General features: G+C 70.1%; 24 protein-coding genes. 13 read left to right on the top strand and 11 right to left on the bottom strand.

Going from position 1 to position 21,560, the window contains the following annotated elements; translation table 11 throughout:
- The first annotated feature begins 7 nt into the window (after positions 1–7).
- Positions 8–1,255 (top strand): GNAT family N-acetyltransferase, encoded by a 1,248-nt coding sequence (locus tag CGL27_RS26535; RefSeq protein ID WP_119994561.1) that lies wholly within the window; start codon positions 8–10, stop codon positions 1,253–1,255.
- Positions 1,256–1,436: 181 nt separating this feature from the next.
- On the opposite strand, the gene soxR is transcribed toward CGL27_RS26535, so the two are convergent.
- Complete coding sequence (soxR, locus tag CGL27_RS26530; RefSeq protein ID WP_119990485.1) at positions 1,437–1,898, bottom strand: redox-sensitive transcriptional activator SoxR; 462 nt, start codon at positions 1,896–1,898, stop codon at positions 1,437–1,439.
- 52 nt (positions 1,899–1,950) lie between these two features.
- Here soxR and CGL27_RS26525 point away from each other — a divergent pair, with 52 nt between their 5' ends.
- Entirely contained in the window at positions 1,951–2,577 is a 627-nt protein-coding gene (locus tag CGL27_RS26525) for an NAD(P)H-dependent oxidoreductase (protein WP_119990484.1), read from the top strand.
- 59 nt (positions 2,578–2,636) lie between these two features.
- On the opposite strand, the gene CGL27_RS26520 is transcribed toward CGL27_RS26525, so the two are convergent.
- Both CGL27_RS26520 and CGL27_RS26515 read right to left on the bottom strand, forming a co-directional pair.
- Positions 2,637–3,380, bottom strand: a complete 744-nt coding sequence (locus CGL27_RS26520) for an ABC transporter permease (RefSeq protein ID WP_078642742.1) — start codon at positions 3,378–3,380, stop codon at positions 2,637–2,639.
- Positions 3,373–4,380: an ATP-binding cassette domain-containing protein gene (locus CGL27_RS26515; protein ID WP_119990482.1), complete on the bottom strand. Its 1,008-nt coding sequence runs from the start codon at positions 4,378–4,380 to the stop codon at positions 3,373–3,375. The genes CGL27_RS26520 and CGL27_RS26515 overlap by 8 nt, the downstream gene beginning before the upstream one ends.
- Positions 4,381–4,499: 119 nt before the next feature.
- Here CGL27_RS26515 and CGL27_RS26510 point away from each other — a divergent pair, with 119 nt between their 5' ends.
- Both CGL27_RS26510 and CGL27_RS26505 read left to right on the top strand, forming a co-directional pair.
- A complete protein-coding gene (locus CGL27_RS26510) occupies positions 4,500–5,249 on the top strand; it encodes a TetR/AcrR family transcriptional regulator (RefSeq protein WP_119990480.1) in 750 nt (249 codons plus the stop codon).
- Positions 5,250–5,386: 137 nt separating this feature from the next.
- On the top strand, positions 5,387–6,190 hold the full coding sequence (locus tag CGL27_RS26505) for an NAD(P)H-dependent oxidoreductase (RefSeq protein WP_162953073.1): 804 nt from the start codon (positions 5,387–5,389) through the stop codon (positions 6,188–6,190).
- Here CGL27_RS26505 and CGL27_RS26500 read toward each other — a convergent pair.
- From CGL27_RS26500 to CGL27_RS26485, 4 genes are all read right to left on the bottom strand, one after another.
- Positions 6,187–6,720, bottom strand: a complete 534-nt coding sequence (locus CGL27_RS26500; protein WP_119990476.1) for a GNAT family N-acetyltransferase — start codon at positions 6,718–6,720, stop codon at positions 6,187–6,189. The genes CGL27_RS26505 and CGL27_RS26500 overlap by 4 nt on opposite strands.
- A gap of 167 nt (positions 6,721–6,887) precedes the next feature.
- Complete coding sequence (locus CGL27_RS26495; RefSeq protein WP_119990474.1) at positions 6,888–7,769, bottom strand: oxidoreductase; 882 nt, start codon at positions 7,767–7,769, stop codon at positions 6,888–6,890.
- A 41-nt stretch (positions 7,770–7,810) separates the two neighbouring features.
- Positions 7,811–9,031, bottom strand: coding sequence for an RNA polymerase sigma factor (locus CGL27_RS26490; protein ID WP_119994560.1), 1,221 nt, complete (start codon positions 9,029–9,031; stop codon positions 7,811–7,813).
- Positions 9,032–9,147: 116 nt separating this feature from the next.
- Positions 9,148–9,504, bottom strand: coding sequence for a YciI family protein (locus tag CGL27_RS26485; RefSeq protein WP_078642736.1), 357 nt, complete (start codon positions 9,502–9,504; stop codon positions 9,148–9,150).
- Between the two features lie 214 nt (positions 9,505–9,718).
- Between CGL27_RS26485 and CGL27_RS26480 the strand changes: the two genes are divergently transcribed.
- The 3 genes from CGL27_RS26480 to CGL27_RS26470 all read left to right on the top strand — a co-directional run bounded on the left by CGL27_RS26480 (position 9,719) and on the right by CGL27_RS26470 (position 11,338).
- On the top strand, positions 9,719–10,141 hold the full coding sequence (locus CGL27_RS26480; RefSeq protein WP_078642735.1) for a helix-turn-helix transcriptional regulator: 423 nt from the start codon (positions 9,719–9,721) through the stop codon (positions 10,139–10,141).
- Positions 10,142–10,159: 18 nt separating this feature from the next.
- Positions 10,160–10,873, top strand: a complete 714-nt coding sequence (locus CGL27_RS26475; RefSeq protein ID WP_078642734.1) for a hypothetical protein — start codon at positions 10,160–10,162, stop codon at positions 10,871–10,873.
- Positions 10,874–10,993: 120 nt separating this feature from the next.
- Complete coding sequence (locus tag CGL27_RS26470) at positions 10,994–11,338, top strand: DUF2516 family protein (protein ID WP_237299075.1); 345 nt, start codon at positions 10,994–10,996, stop codon at positions 11,336–11,338.
- A gap of 102 nt (positions 11,339–11,440) precedes the next feature.
- Here CGL27_RS26470 and CGL27_RS26465 read toward each other — a convergent pair whose 3' ends face one another.
- Entirely contained in the window at positions 11,441–12,667 is a 1,227-nt protein-coding gene (locus CGL27_RS26465) for a fused response regulator/phosphatase (protein ID WP_014053905.1), read from the bottom strand.
- A 232-nt stretch (positions 12,668–12,899) separates the two neighbouring features.
- Here CGL27_RS26465 and CGL27_RS26460 point away from each other — a divergent pair, with 232 nt between their 5' ends.
- The gene (locus CGL27_RS26460) at positions 12,900–13,424 is read left to right on the top strand and encodes an O-acetyl-ADP-ribose deacetylase (RefSeq protein WP_119990472.1); all 525 of its coding nucleotides are present in this window, start codon (positions 12,900–12,902) and stop codon (positions 13,422–13,424) included.
- A 67-nt stretch (positions 13,425–13,491) separates the two neighbouring features.
- Here CGL27_RS26460 and CGL27_RS26455 read toward each other — a convergent pair whose 3' ends face one another.
- On the bottom strand, positions 13,492–14,565 hold the full coding sequence (locus CGL27_RS26455; RefSeq protein ID WP_240450642.1) for a C40 family peptidase: 1,074 nt from the start codon (positions 14,563–14,565) through the stop codon (positions 13,492–13,494).
- A gap of 472 nt (positions 14,566–15,037) precedes the next feature.
- On the opposite strand from CGL27_RS26455, the gene pstS reads away from it, so the two are divergent.
- The 4 genes from pstS to pstB all read left to right on the top strand — a co-directional run bounded on the left by pstS (position 15,038) and on the right by pstB (position 19,128).
- Complete coding sequence (gene pstS / locus CGL27_RS26450) at positions 15,038–16,159, top strand: phosphate ABC transporter substrate-binding protein PstS (protein WP_119990468.1); 1,122 nt, start codon at positions 15,038–15,040, stop codon at positions 16,157–16,159.
- A 115-nt stretch (positions 16,160–16,274) separates the two neighbouring features.
- On the top strand, positions 16,275–17,264 hold the full coding sequence (gene pstC, locus CGL27_RS26445) for a phosphate ABC transporter permease subunit PstC (RefSeq protein ID WP_078642730.1): 990 nt from the start codon (positions 16,275–16,277) through the stop codon (positions 17,262–17,264).
- Entirely contained in the window at positions 17,261–18,325 is a 1,065-nt protein-coding gene (pstA, locus tag CGL27_RS26440; protein WP_078642729.1) for a phosphate ABC transporter permease PstA, read from the top strand. The genes pstC and pstA overlap by 4 nt, the downstream gene beginning before the upstream one ends.
- A gap of 26 nt (positions 18,326–18,351) precedes the next feature.
- A complete protein-coding gene (gene pstB, locus CGL27_RS26435; protein ID WP_078642728.1) occupies positions 18,352–19,128 on the top strand; it encodes a phosphate ABC transporter ATP-binding protein PstB in 777 nt (258 codons plus the stop codon).
- 201 nt (positions 19,129–19,329) lie between these two features.
- Here pstB and CGL27_RS26430 read toward each other — a convergent pair whose 3' ends face one another.
- Together CGL27_RS26430 and CGL27_RS26425 are read right to left on the bottom strand one after the other, a co-directional pair.
- Positions 19,330–20,328, bottom strand: a complete 999-nt coding sequence (locus CGL27_RS26430) for an inorganic phosphate transporter (RefSeq protein ID WP_119990466.1) — start codon at positions 20,326–20,328, stop codon at positions 19,330–19,332.
- A gap of 8 nt (positions 20,329–20,336) precedes the next feature.
- Positions 20,337–20,957: a DUF47 family protein gene (locus tag CGL27_RS26425; RefSeq protein ID WP_078642726.1), complete on the bottom strand. Its 621-nt coding sequence runs from the start codon at positions 20,955–20,957 to the stop codon at positions 20,337–20,339.
- A 191-nt stretch (positions 20,958–21,148) separates the two neighbouring features.
- On the opposite strand from CGL27_RS26425, the gene CGL27_RS26420 reads away from it, so the two are divergent.
- A complete protein-coding gene (locus CGL27_RS26420; RefSeq protein ID WP_059145907.1) occupies positions 21,149–21,553 on the top strand; it encodes a metal-sensitive transcriptional regulator in 405 nt (134 codons plus the stop codon).
- Positions 21,554–21,560: the final 7 nt, after the last annotated feature.

Here is a 21,560-nt window from a genome sequence, read left to right as displayed (position 1 = left end):
TGTGCGCATGGCCGTCGAACTCCGCACCTCGCTCTCCGATTCCGATCTGACCAGCTGGACCGTCGCGCTCAACACCGGCTTTCTGCGTCCGCCGGAGGCGCCGAAGGAGGAGGTGGAGCTGCGGCGGGAGCAGATGGACCTGTCCCGTACGCAGGGGGTCTTCGACGGCGAGCGCTGCGTCGCCACCTTCCGCAGCTTCGCGCAGCGGCTGACGGCGGTCGGCGGGGCGGACGTCCCCGCCGACGCGGTCAGCAATGTCGCGGTGTCGCCCACCCACCGCCGCCGGGGGCTGCTCAGCCGGATGATGGAGCACGATCTGCGCGCCGCCAAGGAGCGGGGCGACGCGGTGGCCACCCTGATCGCGGCCGAGTACCCGATCTATGGGCGGTACGGCTTCGGCCCGGGCACCTGGACCACCGAATGGCAGGTGGACGTTCCCCGCGCCGGTCTCGACCCGCGCCACTCGGCTCCGGTGGACGGCGGCCGGGTCGACTTCGCCGACGCCGACGAGGTGCGGAAGCTGGGCCCCGCACTGCATGAGCGGCTGCGCACCCGGCAGCACGGCGTCATCGACCGCCCGGACAGCTGGTGGCGGATCAGCACCGGTCAGCGGCGGTTCCCCAACCGCCCCTGGACCGAGCCGTTCCATGTCCTCTACCGCTCCCCCGACGGCTCGGTGGACGGACTGCTCGCCTATACGGCGGACGACCGCTGGGAGGGCAACAAGCGGCCGCACAACACGGCCACCGTGCTCGAGCTGACCGGAGTCACCCCGGCCGCCGAGCGGGCGCTGTGGCACTTCCTGCTCTCGGTCGACTGGGTGACCCGGGTCAACACCGGCCGGCGTGCCCCGGACGATCTGCTTCCGCTGCTGCTCGGCGACCCCCGCGCCGCCCAGGTCACCCAGCACGCCGACTGGCTGTGGCTGCGCCCGCTGGATGTGCCCCAGCTTCTGGAGACCCGTACGTACCCGGTCGAGGGCTCGCTGGTGCTCGAGCTGCACGACGGCGCCGGGCTGGCCGGTGGCCGCTATTTCCTGGAGGCGGGCCCCGACGGCGCGGCGTGTGCGACCACGGGCCGCGCGGCCGATCTGACCATGGACATCGGCGAGTTGGGCACCCTGTGGTTGGGCGACGAGTCGGCGGTCCGGCTCGCCTCGCTGGGCCGGATAGCCGAGGAGCGCCCGGGCGCCGCCGCACTGGCGGACCGACTGCTCCGGACGCCGCGACGCCCGTGGTGCCCCGATAGCTTCTGAGGTTGCGGGGAGTGTCCGGGCACGGTGGTCCGCGCCGGGGGTATCCGGGCCCGGTGGTCGGCACCCGAGAGTGGCCGGACCCGGTCGTCGGCGCCCAGCGGTGTCCGGGCCCGGTGGCGGGCGCCCGCCCGCTCGGTGCTGGGCAGTCGGCATCTGGTGGCCGACGCTGGCCGGTCGGCGCTCAGCAGCAGGACTTGAGCAGTCGGCGCGCGCCCGCGCCCTGCTCACCGAGCCTGTCGTACGGGTTGGCCAGCGCGCATTTGTCGATCGACAGACAGCCGCAGCCGATGCACTCGGTGAGGTGGTCGCGGAGGTTCTCCAGCTGTTCGATGCGCTCGGTGATATCCGCGTGCCAGCACTCCGAGATCCGGGCCCAGTCGTCCTTGGTGAGGACGTGGTCCTCGGGGAAGAGCGCGAGCACCTCCCGGATTCTCCCCAGCGGGATGCCGACGCGCTGCGAGGAGCGGACGAAGGCGACCCGGCGGAGCGTATCGCGGGTGTAGCGGCGCTGGTTGCCGGAGGTGCGGCGGCTGTGGATCAACCCCTCGCGCTCATAGAAGCGCAGCGCGGAGGCGGGCACTCCGCTCCGCTGCGAGAGCTCGCCGACCGTGAGCTCATGGGTCTTCCAGGTCAATTGCGTCATAGGGCCGAGGGTAGTTTGACTTCAACCTTTGTTTAAGTCCGAGGCTCTTCCCATGGCTACTGACACCGCCGTATCCACGGCCGCAGCACCTACCCACACCGACTCCCCCATCCGGCTCGCCGTCATCGTCGGCAGCACCCGCGACGGCCGCTTCGGGCCGAAGGTCGCGGAGTGGTTCGCCGGCCATGCGGCGCTCCGCTCCGATATGACCGTCGATGTCGTCGACCTTGCCGAGACCCCGCTACCCATGGACCTCTCCCACCGGCCCGGCCCCGATGACCTCGCGGCCCTGGAGGCCGTGACGCCCCGGCTGGACGCGGCCGACGCGTTCGCCGTGGTCACGCCCGAGTACAACCACAGCTACCCCGCCTCCCTGAAGAACGCGATCGACTGGCATTTCACCCAGTGGCAGGCCAAGCCGATCGGCTTCGTCTCCTACGGCGGCATCTCCGGGGGCCTGCGCGCGGTCGAGCATCTGCGGCCGGTGTTCGCCGAGGTCCACGCCGTGACCGTCCGGGACACGGTCAGCTTCCACAACGCGCACGGGCTCTTCGAGGAGGACGGCCGGCTGAAGGACTCCGAGGGTCCGGACACCGCCGCCGGGGCGATGCTCAACCAGCTCGCCTGGTGGGCACGGGCCCTGCGCACGGCCCGCACCACCCACCCGTACGGCACCTGATGCCCCCGGCGGCGCCGACCCCGTCGACCCTCGTCGACCGGCGCCGCCGGAAACGTGGCTCAGGCGGTGCGGCGGCGGAAGAGCGCCCCCGACAGCCCGGCCGCCACCGCCAGGATTCCGCCGCACCACACCAGGGCCTGCCAGGCGCTGTCGCCGACCGGCCGGTCCAGCAGCAGCCCCCGCAGCGCCTCGATGACCGGGGTGACCGGCTGGTGCTCCGCGAACCCGTGCAGCCAGCCCGGCATGGTGTCGATCGGCACGAACGCGCTGCTGGGATACGGCAGGAACATCATCAGGAACGTGAACCCGCCCGCCGCCTCCGGTGACCTGGCGATCAGCCCGAAGCAGGCCGACAGCCAGGAGATCGCGAGGATGAACATCAGCAGGATCCCCGCCACGGCCAGCCAGTCCAGCGGACCGGCGTCCGGCCGGAAGCCGATGAGGAAGGCCACCCCGAAGACGATCGCGGTCGCGACCGCGTTGCGCAGCACGCTCGCGGCCACATGGCCCGCCAGGATCGGGGTGCCGCCGATGTCCAGCGACCGGAAGCGATCGATGATGCCGCCGGTCATGTCATGGGTGACGGTGACCGCCGTGTTGGCCGAGCCGAAGCCCGCGCACAGCAGCATCACCCCGGGGACGACATAGGTGACGTACTCGGTGCCGGTCTGGATGGCGCCGCCGAAGAAGTAGACGAAGACCAGCATCAGCATGATCGGCAGCAGCATGGCGGTGACGACCGCGTCGATATTGCGCCTGGTCAGCCGGGTCACACGGCCGGTCAGAACGATCGCGTCAGACACCGGCCGTCTCCTTCTCGCCCGTGGCGTTGCGGCTGTCGCCCTCCGCGGTACGGCTCTCGCCCTCCGCGGTGTGGCCGGTCAGGGCCATGAAGACGTCGTCGAGTGTGGCGCTGTGCACGGTGAAGCGGTCCACGGCGCGGCGCTCGGGGTCGATCTCGTCGAGCAGGGCCCGCACATGAGCGGCGCTGCCGTCCGTCGCGACGCCCAGCGTCAACCGGTCGGCGTCGCTCCATACGAGCCGTACGCCCAGTTGGCGCGCGGCCCTCTCGTACCCGGCGACGTCGCAGAGCACCAGGTCCAGCCGCCGCCCGGCGACGCGCTCCTTGAGTTCGGCCGAGGTGCCCTCGGCCACCACCCGGCCGCCGTCCACCACGGCGATGCGATCGGCGAGTTGGTCTGCCTCGTCCAGGTACTGGGTGGTGAGGAAGACCGTCACCCCGTCCGTCACCAGCCCCTTGACCACGTCCCACATGGCCTGCCGGCTGCGCGGGTCAAGGCCGGTGGTCGGCTCGTCGAGGAAGATCACCTCGGGGTGGCCGACCAGGCCCGCGGCGAGGTCGAGCCGGCGGCGCATCCCGCCGGAGTAGGTGCCCACGGTGCGGCGGGCGGCGCCGGTGAGGTCGAAGCGCGCCAGCAGTTCCCGTGCGCGGCCGCGGGCCTCGGTGCGGCCGAGCCGGGTCAGCCGCCCCATCATCAGCAGGTTCTCCTCGCCGGTCTGCATCTCGTCCACCGCGGCGTACTGACCGGTGAGGCTGATGGCGCGGCGGACGCGGCGGCGGTCGGTGATGACGTCGAAGCCCGCGACGCGGGCCCGCCCCGCGTCCGGCGGTGTCAGCGTGGACAGGATCCGCACGGTCGTGGTCTTGCCCGCCCCGTTGGGGCCGAGCAGTGCGAAGACACTGCCGCGTGCGACCGACAGATCGACACCCCTGAGCACCTTCACCGCCCCGTAGGACTTCTCGAGGCCGCTTGCCTCAATGGCGGCTGGTTGATGGGCCATGGTTCCCCCGCTTCCTCTTCTGCGTATGCCATACGCTCTACTGCGTAGGGTATACACATCTCTAGGATGGCGGTCAACCGAGCGGACATGAGCACACGCACGCATGGAGGTCCCGAGGCATGGCCACCGAGGAGAACGGCACCGGCCTGCCGGCGAGCATCGAGACCGCCTGGGGGCTGCGGGAACGCCCGGGCAAGGGGCCCCGCCCCGGGCTGACCCTGGGCCGGATCGTCGACGCCGCCGTCGGGATCGCCTCGGCGGACGGCCTCGGCGCGGTCTCCATGAGCCGGGTCGCGGCCGAACTCGGTGTCTCCACGATGTCCCTGTACCGCTATGTCTCGGCCAAGGACGAACTGCTGGTGCTGATGGAGGACGCCGCCTACGGCCCGCCGCCGCCCGGCGACCCGGCGGAGGACTGGCGAGCCGGGTTCACCGACTGGGCCTGGGGGCTGCGCACCGCCCTCGCCCGTCATCCCTGGGTGGTGCGCATCCCGATCAGCACCCCGCCCTCGACACCCAACTCGGTAGCCTGGATGGAGCGCGGCCTGGCCTGTCTCCACCACACCAGCCTCAGCGAGGGCGAGAAGGTCTCCGTACTGATGCTGGTCAGCGGCTTCGTCCGCAACGAGGCACGGCTGACCACCGACCTCCAGGCAGCCAACCGACGCACCGGAGACAGCCTCGAAACCTCGATGGCGGCCTGGGCCCGGCTACTGGAGAGAGTGACCGACGCCGAGCGCTTCCCCGCGGTGACGGCGGCGCTGCGGACGGGGGAGTTCGGCGCGCCGGGCGGCCCGGACGACGAGTTCGTCTTCGGCCTGGAGCGGATTCTCGACGGGGTGGAGGCGCTGGTCAGCACGCGGAGCTGACCGTCTGGGCGCTGGAGCCCCGCACCCGCGCCGCATTGGCCGCTGACTGATGGCCATCGGGCCCTGGCCAGATATTTGCACATCCTGGCCATCCGGCCACTCGTCGGTCCCGGGGCCCGTTTCCCAGCATGGTGGTCATGAATGTGCTGTGGATTTTCGCCCACCCCGAACAGCGGTCCCTCAGTGGGGCGTTGCGCGACGAAGGTCTGCGCGCCCTGCGGGAAGCGGGCCATGACCACCGGCTGTCCGACCTCTACGCGATGCGCTGGAACCCCGTGGTCGACGGCGCCGACTTCCGCCATGACGCGAGCGAACGCCTCATCGTCGGGGCCGCCTCGCGGCGCGCCTATGACGCGGGGACGCTGAGCGAGGACATCCGCGCCGAACAGGAGAAGATCGCCTGGGCCGACGCGCTGATCGTGCAGTTCCCGCTCTGGTGGTACGGCATGCCCGCCATCCTCAAGGGCTGGTTCGACCGCGTCTTCGTCAAGGGTTTCGCCTACGGGGTCAGGGGGCCGGACGGACGCACCCTGCGCTACGGGGACGGCAAGCTGGCCGGTAAGCGCGCCATGGTGGTCCTGACCGCGGGGGCGCCCGAGGACACCATGGGGCCGCGCGGCGTCAACGGCGACATCGGCGATCTGCTCTTCCCGCTGCACCACGGCACCTTCTGGTACAGCGGCATGTCCGTGCTGCCACCGCATGTGGTCTACGGCGCGGACCGGGTACCGGACGAGGTGTACGAGACCCATGCCGCCGCGCTGGGGAAGCGGTTGGCCGCGCTGCCGACAGAGGAGCCGATCCCGTTCCGCCGCCAGAACGGCGGGGACTACGACGAGCGCCTGGTGCTCCGGCCCGATGTCCTGCCGGGCCGGACCGGTCTCTCCGTGCACTACGCATGGCCTCATGCCCCGCGCGCCGAGGGCGCCTTGAGCGACTAGGAGGGCAAGCTCAACGCCAGCCGCCAGTCGTTGCACCGCATCATCGTCCCCAGCGGGTACTCGACCTCGCACTCGCCGACCAGGGTGAACCCGGCCTTACGGCACACCCCGTTCGACGCGGGGTGGCCGACGGACGGATACGCGTGCAGATACCGATGGATCCGCTGTGTCGCGGCCGCCCGGGCGACCTCCCCCGCGGCCGCGGCGGCGATCCCCCGCCCCTGGAACCGCGGCAGCACGGCCCAGCCGGTCTCGTACACCGACTCACCCCGCCACTCCCGCTCCCAGTACCCGATGCTGCCGACCGTCTCCTCCTCCGGCAGCAGCACGATCCGGTACATCCGCCCGGCGCCCGGCCCCGTCAGCTCCGCATACCGCCGATGGCGGACCAGGATCTGCTCCTCGCTCTCCGGTCCGCCCAGGTGGCTCGTCATCTCCGGACTGTTGACGCCACGCAGCAACTCGAGACAGGACGCGCTGTCCTCCCACGGCTCGAGCCGCACCCGCACCCCGCTCGCCCCACCGGACATCCGCCGCCTCCCGCCGTCAGCACACCCTGCGCCCGCCTTCCGTTCATTCGACCACGGGGGTACGACAACGGCGCCGCGCCCAGGCCCCGGCCCGGCCCGGTCCGGCCTCAGCCCGCCCGGCCCGGCGTCAGCCCGCCCGGCCCGGCGTCAGCCCGCCCGGCCCGGCGTCAATCCGCCACCGGCTCCAGCAGCGCCAGGTCGTCCTCGTCGAGGGTGATCCGCGCCGCCGCCATGTTCTCCTCGAGGTGGGCCAGTGAGCTGGTGCCGGGGATCTGGATGATCGCGGGCGAGCGGGCGAGCCCCCAGGCGAGGGCGATCTGATGCGCGGTCGCGCCAAGCCGTTCGGCGACCGTCCGCAGGTTCCCGCTCTCCAGGGCGGTGGGGCTGCCGCCCAGCGCGAAGAAGGGCATATAGGCGATCCCGGCCCCGGCGCACTCGTCCACCAGCGCCCCGTCGACCTGATCGAGTACCCCGAACCGGTTCTGCACCGCCGCGACGGGCGCGATCGCGCGGGCCTCGGCCAACTGCTCGGCGCTCACATTGCTCACCCCGAGCCGCCGCACCAGCCCTTCCTCGCGCAGCGCGGCCAGCGCGGCGAACCGCTCCCCGAGCGGCACCCCGCCCACCGCCTTGAGCCGCCCCACCCGCAGGTAGACCAGATCGAGCGCGTCGACGCCGAGCTGCCGCAGGTTCTCCTCGACCAGCCCCCGCAGCTGCTCCGGCCGCGCCTCCGCGTACATCTCGCCGGTCGCGGTGCGCAGCGGCCCGACCTTGGTGGCGATGGTGACGTCCTCGGGGTACGGATGCAGGGCCTCGCGCAGGATGTCGTTGGCCCGCTCGGTGGCGGAGAAGTAGAAGGCGGCGGTGTCGATATGACGGGCGCCCAGCTCCACGGCCCGCCGTGCGACCGCCACGGCCGTCGCACGCTCGACGGCGGGACCGGCCCACCGCCCCGGCAGCTGCATCGCTCCGAAGCCGAGCCGATCGGCCGGTGACGAGAGGTGAGAGAACAAGGACGAAGACGAGGGGGGTGCGGAGGATGAGTTCATGGGGCAGCATGCGCACCTTTTCGCCCCGACCACAAGATCGATCAGCCCGAGGACCGCTCCAGCAGCAGCGCCCGCTCACGGGCGTTACGGGTCAGGGCCGCCGCTCGGGCGAACTCCGCCCGGGCCTCCTCATGCCGCCCCAGGCGCTCCAGCAGATCCCCGCGGACGCTCGGCAGCAGGTGGTAGTCCTTGAGGGCCGGTTCCTCCGCCAGCGCCTCGACCAGCTTCAGACCCGCCGCGGGCCCTTCCGCCATCGCGACGGCGACCGCCCGGTTGAGCTCCACCACCGGGGACGGGGCCAGCGCCATCAGCCGGCCGTAGAGGGCGGCGATGGCCGTCCAGTCGGTGTCCTCGTAGCGGATCGCCCGTGCGTGACAGGCGGCGATGGCGGCCTGGAGGGAGTACGGGCCATGGCCCGCGCGCTGCAGGGCCTCGACGCCCCGGCAGATGAGCAGGCGGTTCCACTTGGTGCGGTTCTGGTCGGCGAGCAGCACCGGCTCACCGCCGGGGCCGGTGCGCGCCGCGATACGGGAGGACTGGAACTCCAGCAGCGCGGCCAGTCCGTGGACTTCGGGCTCCTGGGGCAGCAGCCCGGCCAGGACCCGCGCCAGCCGCAGCGCGTCCTCGCACAGGGCCGGGCGCACCAGATCGTCGCCCGTGGTCGCGGAGTAGCCCTCGTTGAAGACGAGGTAGATGACCTCCAGGACCGAGGAGAGCCGGGCGGTCCGGTCGTCGCCGTACGGCACTTCGAAGGGGACGTCGGCCTGGGCGAGCATCCGTTTGGCCCGGACGATGCGCTGGGCGACCGTGGGCTCCGGGACCAGGAACGCGCGGGCGATCTCCTCCGTCGTCAGCCCGCCCAGCAGCCGCAGGGTGAGCGCGACCCGGGCCTGGGTGGACAGCACGGGATGGCAGGCGGTGAAGATCAGCCGCAGCAGATCGTCGTCGATGTCCTCGGCGGTGCGGGCGAGATCCGCCGGGTCGGGCGGTGAGACGTCCTCCAGGGCCCGCCCGACCTCCGCCAGCTTGCGTGCGTAGATCTCCTTACGGCGGACGAGATCGATCGCGCGGTGCTTGGCGGTGGCCATGAGCCAGGCGCCCGGATTGTCCGGCACTCCCGACTCCGGCCACCGCTCCAGCGCGGTGACCAGGGCGTCCTGCGCGAGTTCCTCGGCCAGCCCGACGTCCCGCACGATGCGGGCGACGCCTGCGATGATCCGCGCGGACTCGATCCTGAAGACCGTTTCGACCGTTGCGGCGATTTCAGTGGTTTCAGCCGTCTCGTCTACTTGAGCCGCTTTCGCCGGATCGGCCGGGCTTGCTGCCGTCACGGCCCCTATCAGAGCAGCCGTACGGGGACGGAGCAAGCACTGCCGGCTCAGCCCGCGACGATCTCGCGGACCTCGACGGTGATGGTCCAGAACTCCTCATGGGTCCGCAGGAACCGCTTGGTCCACTCCACGGCCTCGGCCTTGTCCTTGGCCTGGACGATGGAGTAGCCGCCGATGACCTCCTTGCTCTCGGTGAAGGGGCCGTCGGTGCAGCTGATCTTCCCGCCGGACCAGGTGACCCGGGTGCCCTCGGAGGTCGGGGTGAGCCCGGCCGTGTCCAGCATGACCCCGGCCTTGGTCATCTCTTCGATCAGCGCACCCATCCGCTCCATGAGCTCGGGGCTGGGGCCCTCGGCGGGGGGGTTCTGCTCATCGACGCGGATCATCGACAGATAGCGCGGCATGGTGACTCCTCATTCGACATTACGAAGCGAGATTCGGGACGGAGGCCGGGGGCTTCCCCGCCTCTCACCCCTGCGTCGAACGGGCGCCGCCCGGATCGACAGACCCCACCAGATTTTTTTCGCCGAGGCCGTATCGCCCGGCCCCGCCATGACACGCGCCACTATTGCAAGCAAATGCTTGCAATAGTTAGCACTCCTGTTGCAGCATCGAGGTATGGCATCACTCAACGTCGGCAACCTCGGCGAGTTCCTGCGTGAGCAGCGGCGCAGTGCGCAGCTGTCACTCCGGCAGCTGGCCGATGCGGCCGGGGTGTCCAATCCGTACCTCAGCCAGATCGAGCGCGGTCTGCGCAAGCCGAGCGCCGAGATCCTGCAGCAGCTGGCGAAGGCGCTGCGGATATCCGCCGAGACCCTGTACGTACAGGCGGGGATCCTCGACGAGCGGGACCGCGAAGAGACCGAGGTGCGCAGTGTGATACTCGCCGACCCCTCGATCAACGAGCGGCAGAAGCAGGTACTGCTCCAGATCTACGAGTCCTTCCGCAAGGAGAACGGGCTCCAGACCGCCTCGGACGACATCTCCGATCCCTCCGACACCTTCGGCACCGGCGCCGACGTCGCCACACCCTCGAACTGATCCGGGAGGACCATCACCATGGCCATCACCGACGACGTACGCAAGACCCTGACCGACCCGACCCCGCTGTACTTCATGGCGGGCACCGCCGATCTGGCCGCCCAGAAGCTCAAGGAGGTGCCGTCGCTCGTCGAGAAGATCGTCGCCGAGGCCCCGGAGCGCCTGAACTCGGTGCGCAACACCGACCCCAAGGTCGTGCAGGAGCGGGTCTCCCAGCAGGCCAAGGAGGCCCAGGGCAAGCTCAACGAGGTGCTGGGCTCGCTCGACACCGACATCAAGCGGCTGCGCGACACGGCGCAGGACCTCGCCCTGCAGGGTGTGGGCCGGGCCGCCGAGCTCGCCGTGAAGGCGCGGGAGCGGTACGACGAGGTGGCCGAGCACGGCCAGGAGGTCGTGCGGACCTGGCGCGGTGACGCGGCCGACGAGGTCGTCGACATCGCCGGTGCGATCGAGCCCCACGAGGGGCGGGACGGCAACGCGGCGGCCCGGTCGAAGGCCCCGTCGCAGTCGGTCGCCATGGACTCGTCCAAGGAGGCGCCGAAGTCGGCGGCCAAGCCGGCCACCCCGGCCACCCCGGCCCCGTCGAGCAACTCGGGCCACTCCGGCCACTCGGGTCACTCCGGCGCGCAGACGTCCGCGGCCTCTTCGTCCTCCCAGGCCAAGAAGGCCCCGGCGCGCGGCAACAAGCCCGCCACCCCCGCCAAGCGGCCGGAGCCGAAGTCGGCCGGCTGACGAGCGCACGTCCACGACCGGGCCGGGTACGCCGGGTACGCCCTGCGTGCCCGGCCCGGTGTGCGGGTACGGTGGCCCGCAGAGACGCTTCCCATACATATCTTCTAGGCGGTGGATGGCGTGCTGGTTGAAGGCTTCGGCAAGCTGATGTACTGGGTCTCCTGGGCCCTGCTCCTCTTCAGCCTCTTCGCCTTCGTCGACTCGGCGATCCGCCGGGATGACGCGTACCGGGCGGCGGACAAGCAGACCAAGGCGTTCTGGCTGATCATCCTTGGCCTCGCCGCCGCGGTGAACTTCTTCATGGGAATCCTGGACTTCCTGCCGATCATCGGGCTCATCGCGACGATCGTGTACATCGTCGACGTCCGGCCCGCGCTGCGGCAGGTCTCCGGCGGTGGCCGCCGCTGGCCGCGCGGCCGCGGCTCCAGCTCCGACGGTCCTTACGGACCCTTCAACGGCCACTAGGACGGGCCGAGCGGCTGCAAGCGGCGCGGGGAGACAGGCACCGGGCGCCGGGCGGCAGACGGTGAACGCCGGGCGGCAGACAGCGGAACGGGCCGCGGCCGATCAGCCGCGGTCCAGCAGTAGCACCGCCAGATCGTCGGTCAGCTCCCCGCCGTTCAGCGACCGCACCTCGGTGACGGTCGCGTCCAGCAGCTCCTCGCCGCGCCGCCCCTCCGCGACCTGACGGGCGACGATCTCGACCATTCCCTCCTGGCCGAGCCGCTGCACCCCTGCTCCGACGCGGCCCTCGATCAGCCCGTCGGTATACATCATCAGGCTCCATGCCCCGCCGAGTTCGACCTCGCGGCGCGGCCAGCGGGCGTTCGGCAGCAGGCCGAGCGCCGGGCCGTTCTCGTCCGTGGGCAGCAGCCGGGGCGCCATGCTCGGGCGGATCGCCAGCGGTGAGGGGTGCCCGGCCAGGCAGACCCCGGCCCGGCGGCCGTCCGGCGCGATGTCGACGGTGCACAGTGTGGCGAAGATCTCATCGTCGGCGCGTTCGTTCTCCAGCACCTGCTGAAGGGTGCCGAGTAGCTGATCCCCGCAGAGCCCGGCGAAGGTCAGGGCGCGCCAGGCGATGCGCAGCTCCACCCCGAGGGCGGCCTCGTCCGGGCCGTGGCCGCAGACGTCGCCGATCATCGCGTGGACCGTGCCGTCCGGGGTGCGGACGGTGTCGTAGAAGTCGCCGCCGAGCAGGGCCCGGCTGCGGCCGGGCCGGTAGCGGGCGGCGAACCGCAGCCCCGAGCCGTCCAGCAGCGGGGTGGGCAGCAGCCCGCGCTCCAGCCGGGCGTTCTCCTGGGCGCGCAGCCGTGACTCGGTGAGCTGGCGCTGGGCGAGGTCGGAGCGTTTGCGCTCGACGGCGTAGCGGATGGCGCGGCTGAGGATCCGGCCGTCCAGCTCGCCGCGGAAGAGGAAGTCCTGGGCGCCCACCCGCACCGCCTCGGCGGCGCGCTCGGCGTCGTCCTCCGCGGTCAGGACGAGGACGGCGTGCAAGGGCGCGAGCCGCAGCACCTCGTGCAGCGCGGCCAGCGAGTCCGCGCCGTCGCGGCCCGGGCCCGGGAGGGCAAGGAGGATGCACTGCACCCCGTCGGTGAGCAGCCGGCTGGCCTCGGTGAGATTGCGCGCCGTACGGATGCGGACTCGGTTACCCTCGGTATCCAGCATCTCGGGAACGTTGAAGGCACCGGACGGATCGTCCTCGATCACCAGCAGGGTGAGCCCGTTGTCGGGCAGGGCGGCGGGACCGGCCTGCGGGGCCGGTGCCTCCCGTTGCCTCGGCACGGGTACGGACATCGCTCGATTCCTTCCCTCCCCCCGAGGGCGCGCACCGCCGACCGGTGGAGCGCAGTGGGATTCCGGTACGCACACCGACTGGTCGGTTTCAGCGGACCCAGGGCGCGGGTACCGGATATTGCCAGGCGACCTTAGCGCTAGGCGGCCGTTTCATGGAATGACCTTCAGGCACCGACTTTTGTCATATGCCGCACGTCATGCGGCACTTGGTGGCCCGGGAGACAATCCCGGGATGACGAACATCACGCTGGCACTGGGGGACATCACGGAGCAGAGCGTCGACGCGGTCGTGAACGCGGCCAACTCCTCCCTGTTGGGAGGGAGTGGCGTCGATGGAGCCATCCATCGACGGGGCGGATCCGGCATTCTGGATGAATGCCGCGATCTGCGTGCGTCGCGTTATGGCAAGGGCCTTCCGGCCGGTGAGGCGGTCGCCACCACGGCCGGCCGACTGCCCGCCCGCTGGGTGATCCATACGGTCGGACCGGTCTTCTCCACCACCGACGACCGCTCGGCCACACTCGCCTCCTGCTACCGGGAGTCACTGCGGGTCGCCGATGAGCTGGGCGCCCTTACGGTCGCCTTCCCGGCCGTCTCCACCGGCGCCTACCGCTGGCCCCTGGACGACGCGGCCCGGATCGCGCTCACCACCGTCCGCGCTGCGGACCCCGCGGTCACCGAGGCCCGCTTCGTCCTCTTCGACCAGCGCGCGTACGACGCCTTCGAGACGGCCCTGAACGGACTTCCGCCGGCCTGAGGCGACCGGGCGGACCCCCGCCCGCACCAGCGGACCGGGCCCCGCCGCACTCCCCCGCGTCGCCTTACTACCTCGCGTCCGGCCGGACCACACCGAGGATCGGCATCGAGCCCGCGCCCGCGACCGTCACCTGACGGCCGGGGCGGGGGGCGTGGATCATCGCGCCGCTGCCCACGTACATCCCCACATGGCTCGCGTCCCTGAAGTAGATGATCAGATCACCCGGGCGCATGGCCTTCGTGCTCACCTTCGGCAGCAGCCTCCACTGCTCCTGCGAGGTCCGCGGGATCGCCCGGCCGGCCGCCGACCACGCCCGCTGGGTCAGCCCCGAGCAGTCATAGGTGTCCGGGCCCACCGCGCCCCACACATAGTTCTTGCCGAGCTGGGCCCGCGCGAAGTCGACCGCGCGCCCGCCCATCGCGGTGGCGCCGCTGCCGAGCTCCCGCAGTATCCCGGTGTCCAGCCACTTCGCCTGCGCGCCACGGGCCTTGCCCTCCTCCAGTTGGCGCAGCCGCTCCCGTTCGTCCTTCGCCAGCCGCGACTCCAGCCGCTGCGCCCGGGCCAGCTTGCCCAGGATCTCCTTCTTCGCCGCCGCCTTCTTCGCCCGACTCCGGTCCAGCCGCTCCCACTCCAGGGATGCCGAGTCGGCGTAGCGGTCGAGCGCCGCCTGGGTGCGCTCCAGACGGCCGATCAGGCCGTGGGTCGCCTTTTCACCCTTGCGGGCGAGCGTCACGCCGTCGAGGAACTCGCCCGGATCGCCGTTGAGGAACAGCCGCGCCTCCGCCGGCATCCCGCCGCCCCGGTACTGCGCCCGGGCCATCGCCCCGGCCCGCTTGCGCAGCCCGGCCATCTCCTTCTGCGCCTTCACCACGGCTCGGGCGATCTTCAGGATGGCCTTCTCCTGACGGGCCTGTTTCTCCCGCGCCAGGTTGTACGCGTCCGTGGCGGACTCCGCCTTGCGGTAGAGCCCGTCGACCTCCTGATGGACCTCCTCCAGGCTCTGGCCTCCGGTCGCGCCGCCATCCGCCCCGCCGCCCGGCCCCGGAGCCGGCCCCGGCTCGCCGGGCGCGGCGTACGCCGTCTCCGGCACGGCCGACAGTCCCAGCGCACAGACCAGCGCGGTGGCCGCGGCGACGCTCACACCCCTCCCTCTCCCGTCCCGCCTCACCCGCGGTCTCCTCTCGTTCCGTTCCGGCCGGGCGCGCTCCTGTCCCTCTCGCGCGCCAGACCTGACGTACCGGCACGTAGGGACGGATAGTGACATGCCGTACCGCAATTCGACAGAGACACGCGGCGGTTACGCCAGCAGCCACCCCGAACCGGTTCACCGGACGGGTGCCGCACAGGTGTCGGACGGACCCGGCGCGACCTCCGCAAGGACGTCGCCCGGCTCGGGATCAGGCCGTGACCTGGCCGTGACATGGCCACCACACTGACGGCCGAGGTTCACCATCCGTTAACTCACCCCCTCAGGCCGCTTCACCTGATCTGCCTACTTTCGGCCCTACTGAGCGTGAGCCGAGTCCGGCTCCGGCGCACGCCGCACCAAGTGCGCTCCACCCAATCTCGCGCGCCGTCCCCCAACCGGCGGCTCCTGGAAGGAACTCCTGAAAGTGAAGCTTCAGCGCAAGAACCGGCTTCGCGCCATCACCGCCGGTGCCCTTGCCGTCTCCGGCGTCCTTGTTCTTACGGCGTGCGGTTCCGACGACAACAGCGACTCGGGCGGCGGCGGCTCCAAGGCCGCCTCCAACATCAAATGTGACGGCAAGGGGCAGCTGCTGGCCTCCGGCTCGTCCGCGCAGAAGAACGCCATGGACCTGTGGATCAAGACCTACGGCGAGGCCTGCAAGGACACCAAGCTCAACTACAAGGCCACCGGCTCGGGCGCGGGCATCCAGGAGTTCCTGCAGGGCAAGACCGCCTTCGCCGGCTCCGACTCGGCGCTGAAGCCCGAAGAGGTCAAGTCCTCCGAGAAGATCTGCAAGGGCGGCAAGGCCATTGACCTGCCGATGGTCGGTGGCCCGATCGCCGTGGGCTTCAACGTGCCCGGCGTCGACAAGCTGACGCTGAACGCCGATGTCCTCGGCAAGATCTTCAACTCCGAGATCAAGAAGTGGGACGACCCCGCGATCAAGGCGCTGAACAAGGACGCGAAGCTCCCGAGCCTCAAGATCCAGGCGTTCCACCGCTCCGACGAGTCGGGCACCACGGACAACTTCACCAAGTACCTCAAGGCCGCCGCCCCGAAGGCGTGGCCGCACGAGCCGGGCAAGGCGTGGGAGGGCAAGGGCGGCCAGTCGGCCGACGGCTCCTCCGGTGTCTCCTCGCAGGTCAAGCAGGTCTCGGGCGCCATCTCGTACTTCGAGCTGTCCTACGCGACCGCGAACAGCATCAAGACCGTCGACCTGGACACCGGCGCCTCCGCCCCGGTCCAGGCCACCGTCGAGAACGCCTCCAAGGCCATCTCCGAGGCCAAGATCAAGGGCACCGGCAACGACCTGGCCCTCGACCTGGCGTACGACACCAAGGCGGACGGCGCTTACCCGATCACCCTGGTCACCTACGAAATCGCCTGTGACAAGGGCAACAAGGCGAGCACCCTCGCCGCGACCAAGTCCTTCCTGACCTACGTCGCCAGCGAGGACGGTCAGACCTCCCTCAAGGAGCTGGGCTACGCCCCGCTGCCGACCGAGATCGCCAACAAGGTCCGCGAGAGCGTCAAGAGCCTCTCCTGACCCGAGTGCGGCTGACTCCGCCGCGGCAATCGCCGCGGCGGAGTCAGCCGCATTGTCCGGTGCACCGCCGCACCAGGAGCCTCATCCGCATCAGGCTCCGCAGACCGGAGAACTCATGAAAACGGATATAGAACCCACATCATCAGCCGCCGGGTCTCCACCCAAGGTCCGGACGCGCTCCACCGGCCGCGCCGGTGACAAGATCTTCCTCGGCCTCTCGCGGGGTTCCGGTATCGCTCTGCTGGTGATCATGGCGGCCATCGCGGCCTTCCTCACCTACCGCGCCGCCATCGCGATCTCCAAGGACGAGGCCAACTTCCTCACGTACTTCGAGTGGAACACCGGCTCCTCGCCGATGCGGTTCGGCATCGCCGTCCTCGCCTACGGCACGGTCGTCAGCTCGATCATCGCCATGGTCATCGCGGTCCCGGTCGCGGTGGGCATCGCGCTGTTCATCTCGCACTACGCCCCGCGCCGGCTGGCCACTCCGGTCGCCTACGTCATCGACCTGCTCGCCGCGGTCCCCAGCATCGTCTACGGCCTGTGGGGCGCGCTCTTCCTGGTCCCGCATCTGACCGGGCTGTACACCTGGTTCGACGACTACCTGGGCTGGACCGGGATCCTCAGCTACCAGGGCGGCGCCGCGCGCTCCCTGTTCACCGTGGGCATCCTGCTGGCGATCATGATTCTGCCGATCGTCACCAGCGTGAGCCGCGAGGTGTTCCGGCAGGTCCCGAAGATGCACGAGGAGGCGGCGCTGGCGCTCGGCGCGACCCGCTGGGAGGTCATCCGGATGTCGGTCCTCCCCTTCGGCCGCTCCGGCATCATCAGCGCCTCGATGCTGGGCCTGGGCCGTGCGCTGGGCGAGACCATGGCGGTCGCCACCGTGCTGTCCCCCAACTTCCTGATCGAGACCAGCCTGCTGGACCCGGGCGGCGGCACCTTCGCCCAGAACATCGCCAGCCGCTTCAAGGAAGCCGGTAACGACGGCCGCGACGCGCTGATCGCCTCCGGTCTCGTGCTGTTCGTCATCACCCTGCTGGTGAACGGCGCCGCGCGAATGATCATCGCCCGCCGCAAGGAGTACTCGGGGACCGCCGCATGAGTAACGCTGTCGTTAGCAAAGGCTCGCACCGCGCTTCGAGCCTCCAGCAGGCCCGTCTGCCGCGGTGGACCCCGTACGCCCTGGTCGTCGGCTCGGCGGCGGTGGGAGCGGGCATCGGCACCGCCCTGGGAATGGGCAATCCGCTCCAGTGGAGCCTGTTCGCCGCCCTGGTGTTCATCATCGCCTCGTACATCCTCGGCGCCGTGGTCGAGGGAGGCCGGCAGGCCAGGGACCGGCTGGCCACCAGCCTGGTCTGGGTCTGCTTCCTGCTCGCCGTCATCCCGCTGCTCTCCCTGCTCTGGGAGACCATCGACCGGGGCCGGACGGTGCTCGACGGCTACTTCCTGGGCCACTCCATGGAGGGTGTGCAGACGATCCTGCCCGGCGGTGGCGCGTACCACGCGATCATCGGCACCCTGGAGCAGGTCGGCCTCGCCACGCTCATCGCCGTTCCGATCGGCCTGCTGACCGCCATCTACCTGGTGGAGTACGGCCGCGGCCGGCTCGCCAAGGCCGTAACCTTCTTCGTCGACGTGATGACGGGTATCCCCTCGATCGTCGCCGGCCTGTTCATCCTCAGCTTCTGGATCATCATTCTCGACTTCAGCTACTCGGGCTTCGCCGGTGCCATGGCGCTGGCCATCCTGATGATGCCGATCGTCGTCCGCTCGACCGAGGAAATGCTCAAGCTCGTCCCGGACGAGCTGCGTGAGGCGTCCCTCGCGCTCGGCGTGCCCAAGTGGCGCACCATCCTCAAGGTGGTGCTGCCCACCGCGATCGGCGGAATCACCACGGGTGTGATGCTCGCGGTCGCCCGTATCGCCGGCGAGTCCGCCCCCATCGTGCTGCTGGTCTTCGGTGCCGCCGGGATCAACAACAACCCGTTCGAAGGCGCCCAGTCGTCGCTGCCCTACTACATCTACGAGCAGTGGCAGCTCGGCAACGAGGCCTCCTTCAACCGGGCTTGGGCCGCGGCGCTCGTGCTCATCGCCTTCGTCATGATCCTGAACCTGGTGGCCCGCGGCATCGCCCGCTGGAAGGCCCCGAAGTCCGGCCGCTGAGGCCAAGAAGAAGAGAAGTGATTCACATGGCCAAGCGCATCGACGTCAGCGGGCTGACGGCCTACTACGGCACCCACAAAGCCATCGAGGACATCTCGATGACGGTCGAGCCCCGCTCGGTGACCGCCTTCATCGGCCCGTCGGGCTGCGGCAAGTCGACCTTCCTGCGCACCCTCAACCGGATGCACGAGGTCACCCTCGGCGGCCGGGTCGAGGGCAAGGTGATGCTCGACGACGAGAACCTCTACGGCTCGGGCGTGGACCCGGTCTCCGTGCGCCGCACGGTCGGCATGGTCTTCCAGCGCCCCAACCCGTTCCCGACGATGTCCATCTTCGAGAACGTCGCCGCCGGGCTGAAGCTCAACGGCTCGTACCGTAAGAGCGAGCTCGAGGCCGTCGTCGAGAAGTCCCTCAAGGGCGCCAACCTGTGGAACGAGGTCAAGGACCGGCTGAACAAGCCGGGCGCCGGGCTCTCCGGTGGTCAGCAGCAGCGGCTGTGCATCGCCCGCGCCATCGCGGTCGAGCCCGATGTGCTGCTGATGGACGAGCCCTGCTCGGCGCTCGACCCGATATCGACGCTCGCCATCGAGGACCTGATCGGTGAGCTCAAGGAGCGCTTCACGATCGTCATCGTGACGCACAACATGCAGCAGGCGGCGCGCGTCTCGGACCGTACGGCCTTCTTCAACCTGGCCGGCGTCGGCCAGCCCGGCAAGCTCATCGAGATCGACGAGACCGAGCGGATCTTCTCCAACCCGTCGGTGCAGGCGACCGAGGACTACATCTCGGGCCGCTTCGGCTGACCAGACTCCTCGCCGCACTATGGGCGAGGACAGAACGTCCTGCGGTGCTGCATGGCGGTGCCACCGCAAGACGAAGGGCCCGCCCCTGGCTCCCGGGGGCGGGCCCGCTTTTGCGTGTCTGCTTCGTGTATCCGCTTCGTGAATCCGCGTGCGGCGGTCGGCCGGAGCGCGTGCGGCGGTCGGCCCTGAAACGTACGCCGGTCAGCCGAAGGCCAGGTTGACGATCCAGTAGCTGAGCGCGGCGACTCCGGCCGCCGCGGGCATGGTGATGAACCAGCCGAGGATGATGTTCTTCGCGACCCCCCAGCGGACCGCGCTCACCCGCTTGGTCGCCCCCACACCCATGATCGCCGAGGTGATCACATGGGTGGTCGAGATGGGCGCCTGGAACATGAACGACGCCGTGTACATGACCCCGGCCGCCGTGGTCTCCGCCGCGAACCCCTGCGGCGGGTCCAGCTCGATGATCCGCCGTCCCAGCGTGCGCATGATGCGCCAGCCGCCCGCGTAGGTGCCGAGCGACAGCATCGCGGCGCAGGAGATCTTCACCCACACCGGAATCGCGTCGCCTTCGTCCTCGACACCCCCGATGACCAGGGCCATCACCACGACACCCATGGTCTTCTGGGCGTCCTGGAGACCGTGGCCGAGCGCCATGGCCGCCGCCGAGACGGTCTGCGCTATCCGGAAGCCGCGCTTGGCCTTGTGCGGGTTCGCGTCACGGAACAGCCAGAGGATGATCACCATCACGAAGTAGCCGAGCACCAGGCCGACGATGGGAGAGAGGACCATCGGGATGACGACCTTCTCCAGCACCCCGTCCCAGTGGACCGTGCTCGCCCCCGCCAGCGCCGCGCCGACCAGCCCGCCGAACAGGGCGTGCGAGGAGGAGGACGGCAGACCGTAGTACCAGGTCACCATGTTCCAGGTGATCGCGCCGACCAGCCCGGCGAACAAGATCATCATGCCTTGGCCGCCGGTGGGGGTGGCGATCAGGCCCTCACTGACGGTCTTGGCGACACCGCTGCCGAGGAAGGCACCCGCGAGGTTCATCACGGCGGCCATCGCGAGCGCCGCCCTGGGGGTCAGCGCCCGGGTGGAGACCGAGGTCGCGATGGCGTTGGCCGAGTCGTGGAAGCCGTTGGTATAGGTGAAGAAGAGCGCGACCGCGATGGTCACGACAAGCGCGAAGGTGTCCATGCCCGGGCTCAGGACTCCTTGACGGCGATGGTCTCGACCGTGTTGGCCACATGCTCGAAGGCGTCGGCCGCTTCCTCCAGCACATCGACGATCTGCTTGAGCTTGAGCACCTCTATGGCGTCGTACTTACCGTTGAAGAGGTGGGCCAGGAGCTTGCGGTGGATCTGGTCCGCCTGGTTCTCCAACCGGTTGACCTCGATCCAGTACTCGGTGAGGTTGGTCATGGTGCGCAGATTCGGCATCGCCTCGGCGGTCAGCTCGGCCGCCCGCGCCAGCACCTCGATCTGCTGCTCAACCCCCTTGGGCAGCTCGTCGACCTGGTAGAGGACGACCAGGTCGACGGCCTCCTCCATGAAGTCCATGATGTCGTCGAGGGACGAGGCCAGGCGGTAGATGTCCTCACGGTCGAACGGCGTGATGAAGGAGGAGTTCAGCTGGTGGAAGATCGCGTGTGTGGCGTCGTCCCCCGCGTGCTCCGCGGCCCTCATCCGCTCCGCGATCTCGGCACGAGCGGAGGAGTCCGCCCCGAGCAGTTCCATCAGGAGCTTGGAGCCGGTCACGATGTTGTCCGCGGACGCGGCGAACATGTCGTAGAAGCTCGTCTCCCTGGGGGTCAGACGAAAGCGCACTGGGGATCCTCGGAGGCAGCGGATGGGGACTCGTCGATGCTAGGCGCATCTTCCGGCCACGGTAACCGGCGATCCCAGTGTCGCCCATCGTGCAGAGTGCTCAGCACGGGGGCCCGGTTCGACCAGAAAAGCCGGTACCATATACCCACTGGGGGTATATGCGGACATTGCGTAATCAACGGGAGGACGCCATGACGACCACGGCAGCCGACACCACCGCGCCCACCGACGGCGACGAGCGGGGCCAGACGTCCGGGCATACTTCCGCCCAGGAGTCCGTACCCCACGGTGGCCATGGATACGCCAAACAAAAGGATCAGCACCTCAAGCGTTTGCGCCGGATCGAGGGCCAGATCAGGGGACTGCAGCGGATGGTCGAGGAAGACGTCTACTGCATCGACATACTCACCCAGGTCTCGGCCGGCACCAAGGCACTGCAGTCCTTCGCCCTCCAACTGCTCGAGGAGCATCTGCGCCACTGCGTCGCCAGCGCGGCCGTGGAGAGCGCGGCCCAGGGGGAGACGGAGGGCACGAGCGAGGTCGACGCCAAGGTGGCCGAGGCCACGGCGGCCATCGCCCGGCTGCTGCGGACCTGAGCCCGTA

The sequence above is a fragment of the Streptomyces sp. 11-1-2 genome (assembly GCF_003595545.1).
GTDB lineage: Bacteria > Actinomycetota > Actinomycetes > Streptomycetales > Streptomycetaceae > Streptomyces > Streptomyces hygroscopicus_B.
The sequence above is the reverse complement of the archived record's forward strand: the minus strand, read 5'-3'. Positions and strand labels throughout refer to the sequence as shown.

Coding starts and splice junctions, on each gene's coding strand:
- CGL27_RS26535 (WP_119994561.1), top strand. CDS start 8: ATGGCCGTCGAACTCCGCACCTCGCTCTCCGATTCCGATCTGACCAGC.
- soxR (WP_119990485.1), bottom strand. CDS start 1,898: ATGACGCAATTGACCTGGAAGACCCATGAGCTCACGGTCGGCGAGCTC.
- CGL27_RS26525 (WP_119990484.1), top strand. CDS start 1,951: ATGGCTACTGACACCGCCGTATCCACGGCCGCAGCACCTACCCACACC.
- CGL27_RS26515 (WP_119990482.1), bottom strand. CDS start 4,380: ATGGCCCATCAACCAGCCGCCATTGAGGCAAGCGGCCTCGAGAAGTCC.
- CGL27_RS26510 (WP_119990480.1), top strand. CDS start 4,500: ATGGCCACCGAGGAGAACGGCACCGGCCTGCCGGCGAGCATCGAGACC.
- CGL27_RS26505 (WP_162953073.1), top strand. CDS start 5,387: ATGAATGTGCTGTGGATTTTCGCCCACCCCGAACAGCGGTCCCTCAGT.
- CGL27_RS26500 (WP_119990476.1), bottom strand. CDS start 6,720: ATGTCCGGTGGGGCGAGCGGGGTGCGGGTGCGGCTCGAGCCGTGGGAG.
- CGL27_RS26495 (WP_119990474.1), bottom strand. CDS start 7,769: ATGAACTCATCCTCCGCACCCCCCTCGTCTTCGTCCTTGTTCTCTCAC.
- CGL27_RS26485 (WP_078642736.1), bottom strand. CDS start 9,504: ATGCCGCGCTATCTGTCGATGATCCGCGTCGATGAGCAGAACCCCCCC.
- CGL27_RS26480 (WP_078642735.1), top strand. CDS start 9,719: ATGGCATCACTCAACGTCGGCAACCTCGGCGAGTTCCTGCGTGAGCAG.
- CGL27_RS26475 (WP_078642734.1), top strand. CDS start 10,160: ATGGCCATCACCGACGACGTACGCAAGACCCTGACCGACCCGACCCCG.
- CGL27_RS26465 (WP_014053905.1), bottom strand. CDS start 12,667: ATGTCCGTACCCGTGCCGAGGCAACGGGAGGCACCGGCCCCGCAGGCC.
- CGL27_RS26460 (WP_119990472.1), top strand. CDS start 12,900: ATGACGAACATCACGCTGGCACTGGGGGACATCACGGAGCAGAGCGTC.
- pstC (WP_078642730.1), top strand. CDS start 16,275: ATGAAAACGGATATAGAACCCACATCATCAGCCGCCGGGTCTCCACCC.
- pstA (WP_078642729.1), top strand. CDS start 17,261: ATGAGTAACGCTGTCGTTAGCAAAGGCTCGCACCGCGCTTCGAGCCTC.
- pstB (WP_078642728.1), top strand. CDS start 18,352: ATGGCCAAGCGCATCGACGTCAGCGGGCTGACGGCCTACTACGGCACC.
- CGL27_RS26430 (WP_119990466.1), bottom strand. CDS start 20,328: ATGGACACCTTCGCGCTTGTCGTGACCATCGCGGTCGCGCTCTTCTTC.
- CGL27_RS26420 (WP_059145907.1), top strand. CDS start 21,149: ATGACGACCACGGCAGCCGACACCACCGCGCCCACCGACGGCGACGAG.